The organism is Xanthomonas sp. F4 (genome assembly GCF_011761895.1).
In genome coordinates this window covers 823061-837912 of record NZ_JAASQX010000002.1, presented here as the reverse complement: position 1 = coordinate 837912, position 14852 = coordinate 823061, and the positions used below count along the sequence as shown (strand labels likewise).

Below are 14852 nucleotides of genomic sequence, written 5' to 3'. Positions count from 1 at the left end.
CACCCTTATCGCCATAGGAAACAACTGCCATGTCCAATTCCACCGTCGTCGTCACCGGCGTTTCGTCGGGCATCGGGCGCGCCGCCGCGCTGGCCTTCGCCGAGCGGGGGTGCCGCGTGTTCGGAACCGTACGCGATCTCGAAAAAGCCCAGGCGTTGCCGGGAGTCGTGCTCGTACAAATGGATGTGCGCGAAGACGCATCCGTGCAACGGGCGATCGGCAACGTCGTCGCGCAAGCCGGCACGATCGACGTGCTGGTCAACAGTGCCGGCGTGACCTTGATCGGTGCGCTGGAGGAAACATCGGTGGTCGAGGCCCAGGCCGTGTTCGAGACCAACCTGTTCGGCCTGTTGCGCACGATCCAGGCGGTGCTGCCGCACATGCGCGAGCGGCGGTCCGGCCGGATCGTCAACGTCAGCTCGGTGCTGGGCTTTCTGCCCGCGCCCTACATGGCGGTCTATGCGGCCTCCAAGCATGCGGTGGAGGGGTTGTCCGAAACCCTGGATCACGAAGTTCGCCGCTTCGGCGTCCGTGTGTCCTTGGTCGAGCCGTCCTTCACCAGGACCAACCTGGAGCTCAACAGCCCCCAGGCCGTGGCCAGCATCCCGGCCTACGGCGAGGAACGTGCGACGGTGTCGAAGGCCATCCGGCAAAAGGTGCAGGACGCGCCGGCGCCGGACGGCGTCGTCGACGCGATTCTCGACGCCGCGCTGGGCACATGGAAGATGCGCCACACGCCCCGCGGCGAGGCTGCGCTTCTGGCCAAGCTGCGCCGCTTCCTGCCCGCAGGTCCGCTCGGGAAAGGGCTCAGGCGGACCTTCGGGCTGCGCTGACGCGTCCATCGCGCCTGCAGCAGGCGGCGCGGCTGGCGCAAACGCGGGCCGGCGGCAGACGGCCGCCATTCGCGATGCCGTCGATCGCTGTCACGTCCAGAGGCGAGCCGCCCGCGTGCGTAGCGGCAGGACGGAGGCGCCATGCGCCACGGCCGTGCCATGGCCTCATGCCATGCTGCAATGAAGAAGCTCCGCGACGCGCACGGAGCCGGGGAAAAGCGAGGGCGGCGACCGGAGCGCGGCCGGTCCGCCCGCGACGCTTCAGATGCCGCTGGTGGAACTGGTTTCGTCGCGCTTGTCGCGCGGCGGCAGCGGCTGGTCGCCGTGCACCAGGAACCACACGTTCTCGGCGATGTTGGTGGCGTGGTCGCCGATCCGCTCCAGGTTCTTGGCCATGAACAGCAGGTGCGTGCACGGGGTGATATTGCGCGGATCTTCCATCATGTAGGTCAGCAGCTCGCGGAACAGCGCGGTGTACTGCGCATCGAGCTGCGCGTCGCCCTGGCGCACCAGCAGCGCGGCGTCGGCGTCGTTGTGCTGGTAGGCGGCCAGCGCCGCGCGTACCTGTTCGGCGGCGAGCTTGCCGAGCTGGCGCAGACCCAGGGTCTGCGGCATCGGCGGCGACATGTTCAGCGCGATCGAGCGCTTGGCGACGTTGGCGGCGTAGTCGCCGATGCGTTCGACGTCGGCGGGAATGCGCAGGCCGGCCAGGATCTCGCGCAGGTCGCGCGCCATCGGCCCGCGCAGCGCCAGGCGCATCACGTCATGGCTGATGGAGTGCTCGAGCGCGTCGATCGCTTCGTCGTTGACGACGATGCGCAGCGCGGCGTTGTCGTCGCGGCGTTCGACCACGTCCAGCGCCGCTTCCAACTGCGCCACCGCGGTTTCGCCCATGCGCACGATCTCGGCGGCGAGGCGATGCTGTTCTTCGTCGTAGCTCTTCACGATGTGCTCGTTGGGCTGAGTGTTCATGTCGTAGGTCCAATAGGTGCGTTGGTGTCGTCGCGGCCATGCCTGGCGCTGCGGTGCTGGCGTCGCCGGACGCCCGCCCGGAGGGCGGCGGGCGCGGCCGCTGCGACGAGGCAGCGGCGGCCGCGGCGGCTCAGCCGAAACGGCCGGTGATGTAGTCTTCGGTCTGCTGCTTGTTCGGCTGCGAGAAGATGATCTCGGTGCGGTCGTGCTCGATCAGGTCGCCCAGGTACATGAAGGCGGTGTAGTCGGACACGCGCGCGGCCTGCTGCATGTTGTGGGTGACGATGACGATGGTGTAGTCGGTCTTCAGCTCTTCCACCAGCTGCTCGATGCGGCTGGTCGAGATCGGGTCCAGCGCCGAGGTCGGCTCGTCGAGCAGCAGCACGTCCGGACGTAGCGCCACCGCGCGGGCGATGCACAGGCGCTGCTGCTGGCCGCCGGACAGGCCCAGCGCGCTCTGCCCGAGCTTGTCCTTGACCTCGTCCCACAGCGCACCCTGGCGCAGCGCGTGCTCGACGCGGTTGGCCATGTCCGCCTTGGACAGCTTCTCGTGGTGGCGGATGCCGTAGGCGACGTTCTCGAAGATGGTCATCGGGAACGGCACCGGCTTCTGGAACACCATGCCGACCTTGCTGCGCAGGCGGTTCATCGGGTACTTCGGCGACAGGATGTTCTCGCCGTCCAGCATCACTTCGCCGCGTGCCTCCAGCTTCGGGTACAGCGCATAGATGCGGTTGAAGATGCGCAGCAGGGTGGACTTGCCGCAGCCGGACGGGCCGATCAGCGCGGTGACGCGCTTCTCCGGCACTTCCAGGTTGATGCTCTTCAGCGCGTGGTACTTGTCGTAGTAGAAGTCCAGGCCGCGCGCGGCGATCTTGACCGGCGACGGCGCCAGTGCGGTGTGCCCGTGGGGCATGGCGATGCGATGCATCGGTGCGGCGTTGTGGTGATCGTTCATGGCCGGGTCCATAGGGGGCTCAATCGTTGGATGTCTTGTAGCGCCGCAGAATGCCGCGGGCGCCGAGGCTGACCAGCAGCACGAACACGGTCAGCACCAGGGCGCCCGACCAGGCCAATTGCTGCCAGGTGGGGTAGGGGCTGCCGGCGAAGGAGTTCATCACCACCGGGACGCTCGCCATCGGCTGCATGATGTTGTTGTTCCAGTACTGGTTGCCGAACGCGGTGAACAGCAGCGGCGCGGTCTCGCCGCTGATGCGCGCCAGCGCCAGCAGCACGCCGGTGACGATGCCGGCCGAAGCGCTGCGGTACAGCACCTGGATGGTCACCTTCCATTGCGGAATGCCCAAGGACAGGGCCGCTTCGCGCATCTGCGCCGGCACCAGGCGCAGCATCTCGTCGGTGGTGCGCACCACCACCGGCAGCACGATGAAGGCCAGCGACAGCGCACCTGCCATGGCCGAGAAGCGCCCGCCGGTCTGCATCACGTACAGCGTGTACACGAACAGGCCGAGCACGATCGACGGCGCCGAGAGCAGGATGTCGTTGACGAAGCGCACCACCTGGCCGGTCTTGCGCGCGTTGCCGTATTCGGCCAGCCAGGTGCCGGCGGCCACGCCCAGCGGGGTGCCGATCAGCAACGCCAGGCCGCACATCACCGCGCTGCCGAAGAACGCGTTGGCCAGGCCGCCTTCTTCGCCCGGCGGCGGGGTCATGCGGGTGAACAGGTCCACGTTGATGCCGGAGATGCCCTTGGCCAGCAGGGTCCACAGGATCCAGCCCAGGAACACCAGCCCGAACAGCGCGGTGAGGCAGGACAGCAGCAGCGCGAACACGTTGATCACGCGGCGGCGGTTGTACAGGCGGTGGGCGACGTCGGCGGCCATCTCAGTTGCCCTCCTTGCGCGACAGTTGCGCCAGCATCAGGCGGGCGATCGCCAGCACGATGAAGGTCACGATGAACAGCACGAAGCCCAGCAGCAGCAGCGCCGAGCGGTAGGTCTCGGTGGCCTCGCCGAAGTCGTTGGCGATCAGCGCGGCGATGGTGGTGCCCGGCTCCAGCAGCGAGGGCGACAGCCGCACCGTGTTGCCGACCACGAACGCGACCGCCATGGTCTCGCCGAGCGCGCGGCCCAGGCCCAGGAAGATGCCGCCGATCACCGCCGAGCGGGTGTAGGGCAGCACGATGTCCCAGCTCACTTCCCACTTGGTCGAGCCCAGCGCGTAGGCCGATTCCTTCAGCCGCGTCGGCACGGTCAGGAACACCTCGCGCATCACCGAGGAGATGAACGGGATCACCATGATCGCCAGCACGAAACCGGCGGTGAGCAGGCCGATGCCCAGCGGCGGCCCCTGGAACATCGGGCCGATCAGCGGCAGCGTGCCGAGGTGGTCGTTGAGCCACGGCGTGCCGTACTCGGTCATCACCGGGACCAGCACGAACAGGCCCCACATGCCGTAGATGATCGACGGGATGCCGGCCAGCAGTTCGATCGCGGTGCCGATCGGGCCGCGCAGCCAGCGTGGCGACACCTCGGTGAGGAAGAAGGCGATGCCGTAGCTCACCGGCACCGCGATCAGCATCGCGATCAGGGCGGTGACCAGGGTGCCGTAGATCGGCGCCAGCGCGCCGTACTTGTTCTCGACCGGATTCCATTCGCTGGAATAGAAGAAGCTCAGGCCCTGCATCTGCAGGGCATGGCGGCCGCCCCACAGCATCGACAGCGCCGCGCTGGCCAGGGCGACGAGGACGAACACGACGGTGGCGGTGAGGATCCAGCGGAACAGACGGTCGGCACGGGCGTCGCGCAGGTCGCGTCCGCGGGGCGCAGTGATCGCTTCGGGAATGACGGTGGCGTTCATGGGCTCGGTATGTGTCGGAGCGCGCGGCGGCGCGATCCGATCGTGGCCGCGGCGGGGGTGGCCGCGCGCGGTGGGTGGTTGCGTCGCTCCCGCACAGGCGGGAACCCGAAAGTCCGAAGTACGTGATGCCGAGACGGCGACCGGCGCTGCACGATGCAGCGCCGGTGCCGGCGCGCGCGCGACGCCTCACGCGTCCGCGCGCGTGCTTCCACCGGCGAGGGCGGAAGCGCTGTCGCGCTTACTTGAACTCCTTGGCCCAGTACGCCTCGATCTGCTGCACCAGCTCCGGCGGCAGCGGCACGTAGTGCAGGGCGTCGGCCTGCGGCTGGCCCTTCTCGAAGGCCCACTTGAAGAACGCCAGGGTCGCCTTGCTGCGCGCCGGGTCCTTGGCCTGCTTGTGCATCAGCATGAAGTTGGTGGCGGTGATCGGCCACGCCTGCGCGCCCGCGGCGTTGGTGATGACCAGGTTGAAGTCCTTGGCGTTGGCCCAGTCGGCCGACGCGGCGGCCGCGGCGAAGCTCTCGGCATTGGGCTGCACCCAGTTGCCGGCGGCGTTCTGCATCGACGCGTACGGCATCTTGTTCTGCAGCGCGTAGGCCAGTTCGACGTAGCCGATCGAGCCCTTGATCTGCTGCACGTACGAGGCCACGCCTTCGTTGCCCTTGCCGCCGACGCCGCCCGGCCACTGCACCGAGGTGCCTTCGCCGACCTTGCCCTTCCACTCCGGGCTGACCTTGGACAGGTAGTTGGTGAAGTTGAAGCTGGTGCCCGAGCCGTCGGAGCGGTGCACCAGGTTGATCTTGGTGTCGGGCAGGGTCACGCCCGGGTTCAGCGCGGTGAGCGCCGGGTCGTTCCACTTGCTGATCTTGCCCAGGAAGATATCGGCCAGCACCTGGCCGGTCAGCCGCAGCTTGCCCGCGTCCATGCCGTCCAGGTTGACCACCGGCACCACCCCCCCAATCGCCGAGGGGAACTGGCCAAGGCCGGCCGCGGCCAGTTCGGCGCTGTCCAGCGGCTTGTCGGAGGAGCCGAAATCGACCGTGCCGGCCTTGATCTGGGCGATGCCGCCGCCGGAGCCGATCGACTGGTAGTTGATCTTGTTGCCGGTGGCCGCGTTGTAGTCGGCCGACCACTTGGAGATCAGCGGGTAGATGAAGGAGGCACCGGCGCCGGAGATCTCCGCCGCGGTCTTGGCGCCGGCGGCTGGCGCGGCAGCGGGCGTCCCGCCTGCCGTATCGGCGGCACCCTGCTTGTCGCCGTTGCCGGGCTGGCAGGCGGTGACGGCGAAGGCCAGGGCGAGGGACAGGACGGCAATGCGCGCCGGCTGCAGTTTCATGAGGGTCACTCCGTAGCGAAGAGCACCGGGACATCCGGCGGATGCTCGCTATGAAATGATATTTTTGTTACAGCCAGATGACTTGCGGATTGGTTGCGGACGCCATCACGGGATGCGCCAGGCACGCCGTCCCGCAAGGCCGTGGCAGGGCGGGGGATGCGCGCCAATGGCTGGCTGTGCGCGTCCGCGTTACCGGACAAAAAAAGACGCGGACCCTGCGGTCCGCGCCTTCGGGGTATCGCCGTGCCGGCGCGCGAGTGCCGGATGGGCGAGACGCCGGCTTACTTCATGTTCTGCGCCCAGTAGGCTTCGATCTGCTTGACCAGCGGCTCCGGCAGCGGCACGTAGTCCAGCGCCTTGGCCTGCGCCTGGCCCTGCTCGAACGACCACTTGAAGAAGTCCAGCGCGGCCTTCGACGACGCCGGCTTCTTGGCCTTCTTGTACATGATGGCCCAGGTGGTGGCGGTGATCGGCCACGCGTCCTGGCCCGGCGCGTTGGTCATGATCAGGTTGAAGTCCTTGGCCGACTTCCAGTCCGCGGTGGCGGCGGCAGCGGAGAAGGTCTTGTCGTCCGGCATCACGAAACGGCCGGCGGCGTTCTTCATGCCGGCGTAGTTGAGCTTGTTCTGCAGCGCGTAGGCGTACTCGACGTAGCCGATGCCGCCGCGAATCTGCTTGACGTAGGCGGCCACGCCTTCGTTGCCCTTGCCGCCGATGCCGGCCGGCCACTGCACGGCGGTGCCTTCACCGACCTTGCTCTTCCACTCCGGGCTGACCTTGGACAGGTAGTTGGTGAAGTTGAAGCTGGTGCCCGAGCCGTCGGAGCGGTGCACGATGGTGATCTTCAGGTCGGGCAGGGCCAGGCCCGGGTTCAGCGCGGCGATCGCCGGGTCGTTCCACTTGCTGATCTTGCCGAGGAAGATGTTGGCCAGCACGGTGCCGTCGAGCTTCATCGCGCCCGGGGCCACGCCCGCCACGTTGAACACCGGCACGATGCCGCCGATCACGACCGGAAACTGGCCCAGGCCGAACTTTTCCAGCTCCGCGCCGCTCAGCGGCTTGTCGGAGGCGCCGAAATCGACCGTGGCCGCCTGGATCTGCGCGATGCCGCCGCCGGAGCCGATCGACTGGTAGTTGACGCGGTTGCCGCTTTTCTCGGCATAGGCAGCCGACCACTTCGACAGCACCGGGTAGACGAAGCTGGAGCCTGCGCCGGTGACATCGGTGGCTTGCGCCGCGAGCGAAAACGTAGCGACCGCGGCGGCTGCCAGCAGTCGGAGCTTGAGGGAACGCATCGGGAGAACTCCTGAAATAGGTGGTATCCGGCACCCCTGGCCGGCATCGGCTGCATTCCAAGACTTTTTCATGAACGTCTGAAGAAAATCAGATGTCAGTCCGGTGACAGCCTTCCCGGCAAGGGGTGCCTTCGTTCAGACATGAGGTTGACTCAAAACCGTCATGTCTTTGACGGAATCTTTACAAATGGTCGGGCCATCGCACTGGGGCCGCACCGCACCCATACCACCCTGCCACCACCCATCGGAGACATCCTAATGCGTTCCCATCTTCTCGCCACGGCGATTCTCGCCAGCCTCGGCCTCGCGTCGGCGCCGCAGGCGTTCGCGGCGAAGGCCAAGGCCAGCAGCAACCCACCCGCCGTCAGCGCTGCCCAGCTGCAGCAGCTGCAGGCCCAGATCGAAGCGCTGCAGACCCAGGTCCAGCAGCTGCAGGCGCAGTCCGAAGCCCTGCAGGCGCAGTCCGACGCGCAGTCGGAAGTGAATGTCGTGCAGGCCCAGGCGACCGAAACGGCGCAGGCCAGCGCCGCCAAGGTCGACAAGCTCGCCAAGCTGGTCAACGACAACAAGATCGGCGGTCGCATGTTCTTCGACCTGACCAACATCGACCGCACCAGCGGCGGCGCCAAGACCGCAGCCAGCGGCACCGGTCTGGACGTCAAGCGCTTCTACCTGACCGTCGACCACAGCTTCAACGAGATCTGGTCGGCCAACCTGACCACCGACTTCCAGTACAGCTCGGCGCTGTCCAATACCCAACTGTTCGTCAAGAAGGCCTACGTGCAGGGCAAGTTCGACGACGCCTTCGCGCTGCGCATCGGTGCCGCCGACATGCCGTGGGTGCCGTTCGTCGAGAAGTTCTACGGCTACCGCTACGTCGAGAACACCCTGACCGACCGCCTGAAGTACGCCAACTCCTCCGACTGGGGCCTGCACGCCTTCGGCGACCTGGGCTCGCAGGTCAACTACGCGATGTCGGTGGTCAACGGCGCCGGCTACAAGAACCCGACCCGCGGCAAGGGCATGGACGTGGAAGGCCGCGTCGCCTACATGCCGATGCAGAACCTGGCCATCGCCGTCGGTGCCTACTCGGGCAAGCTCGGCAAGGAAACCGACATCCTCGACGCGCAGCACGACTACACCCGCGCCGACGCGATGGTCGCCTACGCCGATTCCAACTTCCGTCTGGGCGGCGAGTACTTCCAGGCCAAGAACCTCAACAACGTGCTGACCCCGGCCACCGACAAGTCCAGCGGCTGGTCGGTGTGGGGCAGCGTGGCGCTGACCGACGGCGGCATCAATGCCTTCGCCCGCTACGACAAGACCGACCTGAGCAAGACCCTCGACCCGACCCTGGCGGACAAGTACTGGAACGTCGGCGTCGAGTTCCCGGTGCTGAAGAACCTGAAGCTGGCCACCGTGTACAAATACACGCACCAGGACAACAACTCCAAGAAGACCGACGTGGAAACCAAGGAATTCGGCGTCTGGGGCGACCTGTCGTTCTGATTCGCGGATTCCCGCAGGTTGTACGAAAGGCGGCGCATTGCGCCGCCTTTCTTTTTTGCGGCGTGATCGCCGATGCCTGCACGATGGGTCCGTGCCGGGGTGCCTTTCACGGTTTGCGTCGACCGCCGTGGACGATGCGGTGAATTGTGCGGCGCAGCACTTGTCATCGACGAGGTGCCTTCCTACTGTCGAGGCATGCTCGCTCGCCTGTCCATGCTGCTGTTGACCGCGTTGCTGGCGCTGTCCGCGATCCGTGCAGGATCGATCGCGGCGGCGGCACCGGTGGCGGCGTGCGCGAGCGCCTGCGCCAGCGATGTCGACGCTGACCTCGATGGGGTGCCGCCCGAGCTGGACGCGCCAGCCGCCGATACCGATCCACACGACGCACCGCTTGCGGTCGCGCCGGCGTTGTTTCCGCCGACCCTCCTGATCCGGCCGATCCTGCCGGCGCCATCGGCAGCGCCTGGCCGCAGCTATCGCCGTCCCGCGCTGCGTCCTCCCTCTCCAGCCTGACGCCTGCATCGCCGCTGGCGATGCCGATCCTTCTTTGCTGTTTGCGTCTGCGTCTTGCCCAGTGCGGCACGGCCTCTCTCCCCCTGTGCCTGGAGATCCCCCAATGCAACGTCTGCTCGACGGTTTTCGCCATTTCCGCAACGAGGTCTATCCCCGCCAACGCGGGCTGTTCCGGCAACTCGCCGCCGGCCAGACCCCGCACACGCTGTTCATCACCTGCGCCGACTCGCGGGTGATGCCGGAACTGATGTTCGCCGCGCAGCCCGGCGAGTTGTTCGTCTACCGCAACATCGGCAATGTGGTGCCGCCATACTCGCAGCACGTCAGCGGCGTGGTCGCGGCGATCGAGTACGCGGTGGCGGTGCTGCAGGTCGAGCACATCGTGATCTGCGGCCATACCGATTGCGGCGCGATGAAGGCCGTGCTCAATCCCGCATCCCTGCAGGACGTGCCGACCGTGGCGGCCTGGCTCAAGCACACCGACAGTGCGCGCCAGGTCGCCGCGCAGCACGGCCATGCCGCCCATGCCGAGGATGCGCTGCACTGCCTGACCGAGGAGAACGTCGTGTCGCAGCTGGACCACCTGCGCACGCAGCCGGTGGTGGCGGCGCGGCTGGCGCGCGGCACGCTGCGCATCCACGGCTGGATCTACGACATCGGCCATGGCGAGATCCGCGCCTTCGACGCGGAGCAGGGGCGGTTCCTGCCGTTGCTGCCGGAAGCGGGCCGGCGCCCGCCCGATGCCACGCCGCCGCCGCGGCTGGCGCCGGTCCTGCGCAACGTCGCCGTCTGAGGAGCCGCCCATGCAAACGATGACAGAGCACGCTCCGGCCGGCGCTTCCGCGCTGGCCCGTTACCTGCGCGGCGGCGCCTTCGGTCGCGACCTGCTGGCCTCGGTGGTGGTCTTCCTGGTCGCCTTGCCGCTGTGCATGGGCATCGCGATCGCGTCGGGCATGCCGCCGGCCGCCGGCCTGATCACCGGCATCGTCGGCGGCCTGGTGGTCGGGCTGATCGCCGGCTCGCCGTTGCAGGTCAGCGGTCCGGCCGCAGGCTTGGCGGTGCTGGTATTCGAGTTGGTGCGCACGCACGGGGTGGCGGCGCTGGGGCCGGTGATCCTGCTGGCCGGTGCGATCCAGCTGGTGGCCGGGTTGTGCCGCGCCGGCGTGTGGTTCCGCATGACCTCGCCGGCGGTGGTCGCCGGCATGCTCTCGGGCATCGGCATCCTGATCGTCGCCTCGCAATCGCACGTGCTGCTGGATGCGGCGCCGAAGGCGCGCGGCCTGGAAAACTTCGCCGCCTTGCCGGCGGCGCTGTGGCGCGCGCTAGATGCAGGCGTCGGCCGCGCCGCCTTGCTGGTCGGTCTGGGCACCATCGCGATCATGCTGGCGTGGGAGCGGCTGCGCCCGCAGCGCTTGCGCTTCGTCCCCGGCGCCTTGTTGGCGGTGGTGGCGATGACCGCGCTGGTGCAAGCGCAGGGGCTGGATGTACGCAAGGTCGACGTGCCGGCCAACCTGCTCTCGGCGATCCGGGTGCCGAGCCTGGACGACATGCTCGGCGTGCTCGATGCCACGCTGCTGCTGTCGGCGCTCACCTTCGCCTTCATCGCCAGCGCCGAGACGCTGTTGTCGGCGGCGGCGGTGGACCGCATGCATCAGGGACCGCGAACCCAGTACGACCGCGAACTGGCCGCGCAGGGCGTGGGCAACATGCTGTGCGGTTTGCTCGGTGCGTTGCCGATGACCGGCGTGATCGTGCGCAGCGCGGCCAACGTGCAGGCCGGCGCGGCCACCCGCGTCTCCACCATGCTGCACGCGGGCTGGTTGCTGGTGTTCGCGCTGCTGCTGCCGTGGCTGCTGCGGATGACGCCGGTGGCGTGCCTGGCCGGCATCCTGGTCTACACCGGGCTGAAGATGGTCAAGCTGGGGCAGGTGCGCGACCTGGCCGCGTATGGCCGCGGCACCGCTGCGATCTACCTGGCGACGACCTTCGCCATCGTCGCCACCGACCTGCTGACCGGCGTGCTGATCGGTTTTGCGTTGTCGCTGCTGCGCCTGGCGCTGCAGCAGTCGCGGCTGACGGTCGGAGTACATGCGCACGAAGACGCCGGCGGCACGGATGCCGGTACTGGTCCTGGCAAGTTGCGCCTGTCGCTGGAGGGGTCGGCCACCTTCCTGCGCGTGCCGACCATGGCGCGGACCCTGGAGCGGCTGCCGCCGAACACCGAGTTGCATCTGGACGTGGCGCGGCTGCGCCACGTCGACCACGCGTGCCTGGAACTGCTGCGCGACTGGAGCCGCAACGCCGCGTCCCGCGGCTGCGCGCTGGTGGTGGACTGGAAGGAACTGGACCGGCGCGTGGAAGGGCAACGTGCGGCGTAGTCGGTGGGCGCGGCCAGCGGTCGCTCGTTGGTCATCGAACACCTGTGGGAGCGGATTCGGCCGCGACGAATGCAGGCGGGCAATGTTGGCTGCGGAGAGTGTCGCGGCTGAAGCCGCTCCTACAAGTGCCGCATCCAGCGAGCGTTCCAGGTGGAGTTGTAGGAGCGGTTTCAACCGCGACGAGCGCAGCGATAGGTTCACGGTGTCGGCTGCTGTCGGGGCTGAAGCCCCTCCCACAACATCAGGTTTCGGCTCGCGGAACGCCATTGTAGGAGCGACTTCAGTCGCGACGAGCGCAGCGGCGGACGTCGCGTGGCGTACACGTTGCCGGCGCCGACATTGCCGGGCGCCGCACCGGCCAATGCTCAAGACAATGATGCAGCCCACTCAACCCGGCGTCTTGTCCTTGTACCGGCACAGGTCGCGGATCGCGCACTGCGGGCAGTCGGGCTTGCGTGCCTTGCACACGTAGCGGCCGTGCAGGATCAGCCAGTGATGCGCGTCGTGCAGGAACTGCGCGGGTACGCGTTTGAGCAGGGCATCCTCCACCGCGCGCACGTCCTTGCCTGGGGCCAGCCCGGTGCGGTTGGCCACGCGGAAGATGTGCGTGTCCACCGCCATCGTCGGTTCGCCGAAGGCGGTGTTGAGCACCACGTTGGCGGTCTTGCGGCCGACCCCGGGCAGCGCTTCCAGCGCGGCGCGCGAATGCGGCACCTCGCCGCCGTGCTGCTCGACCAGGATGCGGCAGGTGGCGATGACGTTCTTGGCCTTGGCGTTGAACAGGCCGATGGTGGAGATGTAGCGCTTCAGCCCGTCCTCGCCCAGCGCCAGGATCGCCGCCGGCGTGTTCGCCACCGGATACAGGCGGCGGGTGGCCTTGTTGACGCCGACATCGGTGGCCTGCGCGGAGAGGATCACCGCGATCAGCAGTTCGAACGGCGTGGTGTACTCGAGCTCGGTGGTCGGGCTGGGGTTGAGTTCGGACAGGCGCGAGAACAGTTCGTGGATCTCGTCCTTGCTCAGCAGGCGTCCGCGCCGTGCAGGCGCGCCGGCGGTCGCGCTCATCGGCCGCCTCGCTGCGCCGCCTTGGCCTTGGCGCGGGCCAGGATCGCCGCGGCCGCCGCGGGCAGGGCCGGCGCGCTCGGTGCGGCCGTGGTTGCGGCCGAGGTCGAGGCAACCGGTATGGCTGCCGCACGCCGTGCCTGGCGCGCGTTGGCACGGCGTTCCAGCCGCGCAGTGCGCGCCCGGTAGCGCGCGCGCGCGGCCCACGCCTCGCGCAGGCGCTGCTGCGCGGCGAGCACCTGCGCGCGCAGCTGCGGATGCGCCGGGTCCAGGCCATCGTCGCCGGGGTCGGTGCCGCGGTACTCCATCAGGCCGCCGTCGATCGCGGCATCCAGATCGTCGTCCAGGATCCAGCGCAGCAACTGCAGCGGCGTGGCGGGAGCGGGGGCGTGCGACATCGTGCGCGGGCTCAGCGGTTGCGGAACTGCGGCGGGCGCCGCTCCAGGAAGGCGCGGGTGCCCTCGCGCATGTCCTCGCTGGAGAACAGCAAACCGAACTGTGCGGTCTCGTACTCCAGCCCCTGTTCGATCGCGCTTTCGCCGCCGATCTGGATCGCGTCGAGGATGCCGCGCAACGCCAGCGGTGCGGACTCGGCCAGTTGCTGCGCCAACTGCAGCGTGGTCGCACGCAGGTCGTCGGCCGTCACCACCCGGTTGACCAGGCCCAGTTGCAGCGCGCGCGTCGCGTCGATCGGCGCGCCGAGCAGGCACAGTTCCAGCGCCGCGGCGCGGCCGACCAGCCGCAGCAGGCGCTGCGTGCCACCGAAGCCGGGAATCAGCCCGAGGTTGATCTCCGGCTGGCCCAGGCGCGCGCCCTCGGCGGCGACGCGCAGGTGGCAGGCCATCGCCAGTTCCAGCCCGCCGCCGAGGGCGAAACCGTTGACCATCGCCAGCACCGGCTTGGGCATGCGCTCGATCCGGCGCATCAGGCGCTGGCCGAGCTGCGAGAAATCGCGGCCCTGCACCGGTGTCAGTTCGTTCATTTCGGCGATGTCGGCGCCGGCCACGAAGGCCTTCTCGCCGGCGCCGGTCAGCACCACCACGCGGATCTGCGGGTCGTCCGCGGCGTCGGCGAAGGCCGTCTCCAGCGTCTGCAAAACCTGGCGATTCAAGGCGTTGAGCTTGTCGGCTCGATTCACGGTGAGGATGCGGATCGCACCCTGGGTATCGGCGAGGACCGGCGTGCCGGACATGTGCATTCCTGGTTGTTAAAAAAAAGTAATGGGAACTCTGGGCGGGCCGCGCCAGTCAGAGCAGCGTCGTCGGTAGCGGTTACGCGCCGCGGCGGCTATCCTAACGCGTCATCTCAGGCGGCACGGGCCGCCCTGTGCCACCACCCTGGAGAATTGTTTGATGAAGTTGCGTTCTATTGCGGTCGCTGTCGCGGCCCTCGCCCTGAGCGGCAATGCGTTCGCCCAGGACACCTCGTCCGAGAAGGGCAAGCTGAGCTATTACTTCGGCTACGACTACGGCAACAACCTTGCCGAACTCACCGGCCGCGGCGAGCAGCTCGATATCAATGCGGTGGTGAAGGGCTTGCAGGACGCCTACGCCAAGAAGCAGCCGGCGGTCAGCGCCGACCAGCTGAAGCCGGCGGTGGAAGCGTTCCAGAAGCGCGAGCAGGCCCGCGCCCAGCAGGCCAAGGCCGACTACGAGAAGGCCGCTGCCGAGAACAAGACCAAGAGCGACCAGTTCATGGCCCAGAACAAGGCCAAGGCTGGCGTGCAGACGCTGCCCAGCGGTGTGCAGTACCGCGTGATCGAGGCCGGCAAGGGCGCCAAGCCGACCCAGGCCAGCACGGTGCAGCTGGAAGTGGCTGGTCCGTATCCGTTCGGCCAGCGTCCGGCGCAGGCGCGTCCGGCGCAGCAGATTCCGTCGATCAAGGTCAGCGAAGTCGAGATGCAGGCCATGCGCGACACGCTGCTGCAGATGCCGGCCGGCTCCAAGTGGGAAGTGACCCTGCCGCCGGACAAGGCCTACGGTGCCGACCCGCGTACGCCGTTCCCGCCGAACGTGGCGGTGCAGTTCGAGATCAAGCTGGTCAGCGTCAAGTAAGCACGCTGTTTCAGTGCACGACGATTGCGCCGGCAGCGATGCCGGCGCAATTTTTTTTGGCAGGCAACGACGGCGCCGAC

The 14852-nt window shown here is 68.1% G+C and carries 15 protein-coding genes; 6 read left to right on the top strand and 9 right to left on the bottom strand.

The window, feature by feature from the left end; translation table 11 throughout:
* Positions 1–29 precede the first annotated feature (29 nt).
* Positions 30–833 carry an oxidoreductase gene (locus FHR66_RS11555; protein WP_160965746.1) on the top strand — a complete coding sequence of 268 codons (804 nt, stop codon included), beginning with the start codon at positions 30–32 and terminating at the stop codon, positions 831–833.
* A gap of 261 nt (positions 834–1094) precedes the next feature.
* On the opposite strand, the gene phoU is transcribed toward FHR66_RS11555, so the two are convergent.
* The 6 genes from phoU to pstS (FHR66_RS11525) form a co-directional block, all read right to left on the bottom strand.
* The gene (gene phoU / locus FHR66_RS11550; protein WP_160945842.1) at positions 1095–1805 is read right to left on the bottom strand and encodes a phosphate signaling complex protein PhoU; all 711 of its coding nucleotides are present in this window, start codon (positions 1803–1805) and stop codon (positions 1095–1097) included.
* 130 nt (positions 1806–1935) lie between these two features.
* The gene (gene pstB, locus FHR66_RS11545) at positions 1936–2763 is read right to left on the bottom strand and encodes a phosphate ABC transporter ATP-binding protein PstB (RefSeq protein WP_160965748.1); all 828 of its coding nucleotides are present in this window, start codon (positions 2761–2763) and stop codon (positions 1936–1938) included.
* Positions 2764–2782: 19 nt separating this feature from the next.
* Positions 2783–3649, bottom strand: a complete 867-nt coding sequence (gene pstA, locus FHR66_RS11540) for a phosphate ABC transporter permease PstA (protein ID WP_160965750.1) — start codon at positions 3647–3649, stop codon at positions 2783–2785.
* Between the two features lies 1 nt (position 3650).
* Entirely contained in the window at positions 3651–4625 is a 975-nt protein-coding gene (gene pstC, locus FHR66_RS11535; RefSeq protein WP_167087804.1) for a phosphate ABC transporter permease subunit PstC, read from the bottom strand.
* Between the two features lie 238 nt (positions 4626–4863).
* Complete coding sequence (gene pstS / locus FHR66_RS11530; RefSeq protein WP_160965754.1) at positions 4864–5961, bottom strand: phosphate ABC transporter substrate-binding protein PstS; 1098 nt, start codon at positions 5959–5961, stop codon at positions 4864–4866.
* Positions 5962–6242: 281 nt separating this feature from the next.
* Positions 6243–7256: a phosphate ABC transporter substrate-binding protein PstS gene (pstS, locus tag FHR66_RS11525; protein ID WP_160965756.1), complete on the bottom strand. Its 1014-nt coding sequence runs from the start codon at positions 7254–7256 to the stop codon at positions 6243–6245.
* Between the two features lie 258 nt (positions 7257–7514).
* Here pstS (FHR66_RS11525) and FHR66_RS11520 point away from each other — a divergent pair, with 258 nt between their 5' ends.
* The 4 genes from FHR66_RS11520 (at position 7515) to FHR66_RS11505 (ending at position 11656) form a co-directional block, all read left to right on the top strand.
* A complete protein-coding gene (locus FHR66_RS11520; protein WP_160965758.1) occupies positions 7515–8765 on the top strand; it encodes a porin in 1251 nt (416 codons plus the stop codon).
* A gap of 222 nt (positions 8766–8987) precedes the next feature.
* Positions 8988–9278, top strand: a complete 291-nt coding sequence (locus FHR66_RS11515) for a hypothetical protein (protein ID WP_160965760.1) — start codon at positions 8988–8990, stop codon at positions 9276–9278.
* Between the two features lie 103 nt (positions 9279–9381).
* The gene (locus tag FHR66_RS11510; protein WP_160965761.1) at positions 9382–10071 is read left to right on the top strand and encodes a carbonic anhydrase; all 690 of its coding nucleotides are present in this window, start codon (positions 9382–9384) and stop codon (positions 10069–10071) included.
* A gap of 10 nt (positions 10072–10081) precedes the next feature.
* Positions 10082–11656 (top strand): SulP family inorganic anion transporter, encoded by a 1575-nt coding sequence (locus tag FHR66_RS11505; protein ID WP_456361752.1) that lies wholly within the window; start codon positions 10082–10084, stop codon positions 11654–11656.
* Positions 11657–12043: 387 nt separating this feature from the next.
* On the opposite strand, the gene nth is transcribed toward FHR66_RS11505, so the two are convergent.
* Genes nth through FHR66_RS11490 form a run of 3 tightly spaced genes read right to left on the bottom strand, consistent with a single transcriptional unit; the run spans position 12044 to position 13910 of the window.
* Complete coding sequence (gene nth, locus FHR66_RS11500; protein ID WP_160965763.1) at positions 12044–12721, bottom strand: endonuclease III; 678 nt, start codon at positions 12719–12721, stop codon at positions 12044–12046.
* Complete coding sequence (locus FHR66_RS11495) at positions 12718–13116, bottom strand: hypothetical protein (protein WP_160965765.1); 399 nt, start codon at positions 13114–13116, stop codon at positions 12718–12720. The genes nth and FHR66_RS11495 overlap by 4 nt, the downstream gene beginning before the upstream one ends.
* An 11-nt stretch (positions 13117–13127) precedes the next feature.
* Positions 13128–13910 (bottom strand): enoyl-CoA hydratase-related protein, encoded by a 783-nt coding sequence (locus tag FHR66_RS11490; RefSeq protein ID WP_167087800.1) that lies wholly within the window; start codon positions 13908–13910, stop codon positions 13128–13130.
* Positions 13911–14070: 160 nt separating this feature from the next.
* Between FHR66_RS11490 and FHR66_RS11485 the strand changes: the two genes are divergently transcribed.
* The gene (locus FHR66_RS11485; RefSeq protein ID WP_160965769.1) at positions 14071–14772 is read left to right on the top strand and encodes an FKBP-type peptidyl-prolyl cis-trans isomerase N-terminal domain-containing protein; all 702 of its coding nucleotides are present in this window, start codon (positions 14071–14073) and stop codon (positions 14770–14772) included.
* The last annotated feature ends 80 nt before the right edge of the window (positions 14773–14852 follow it).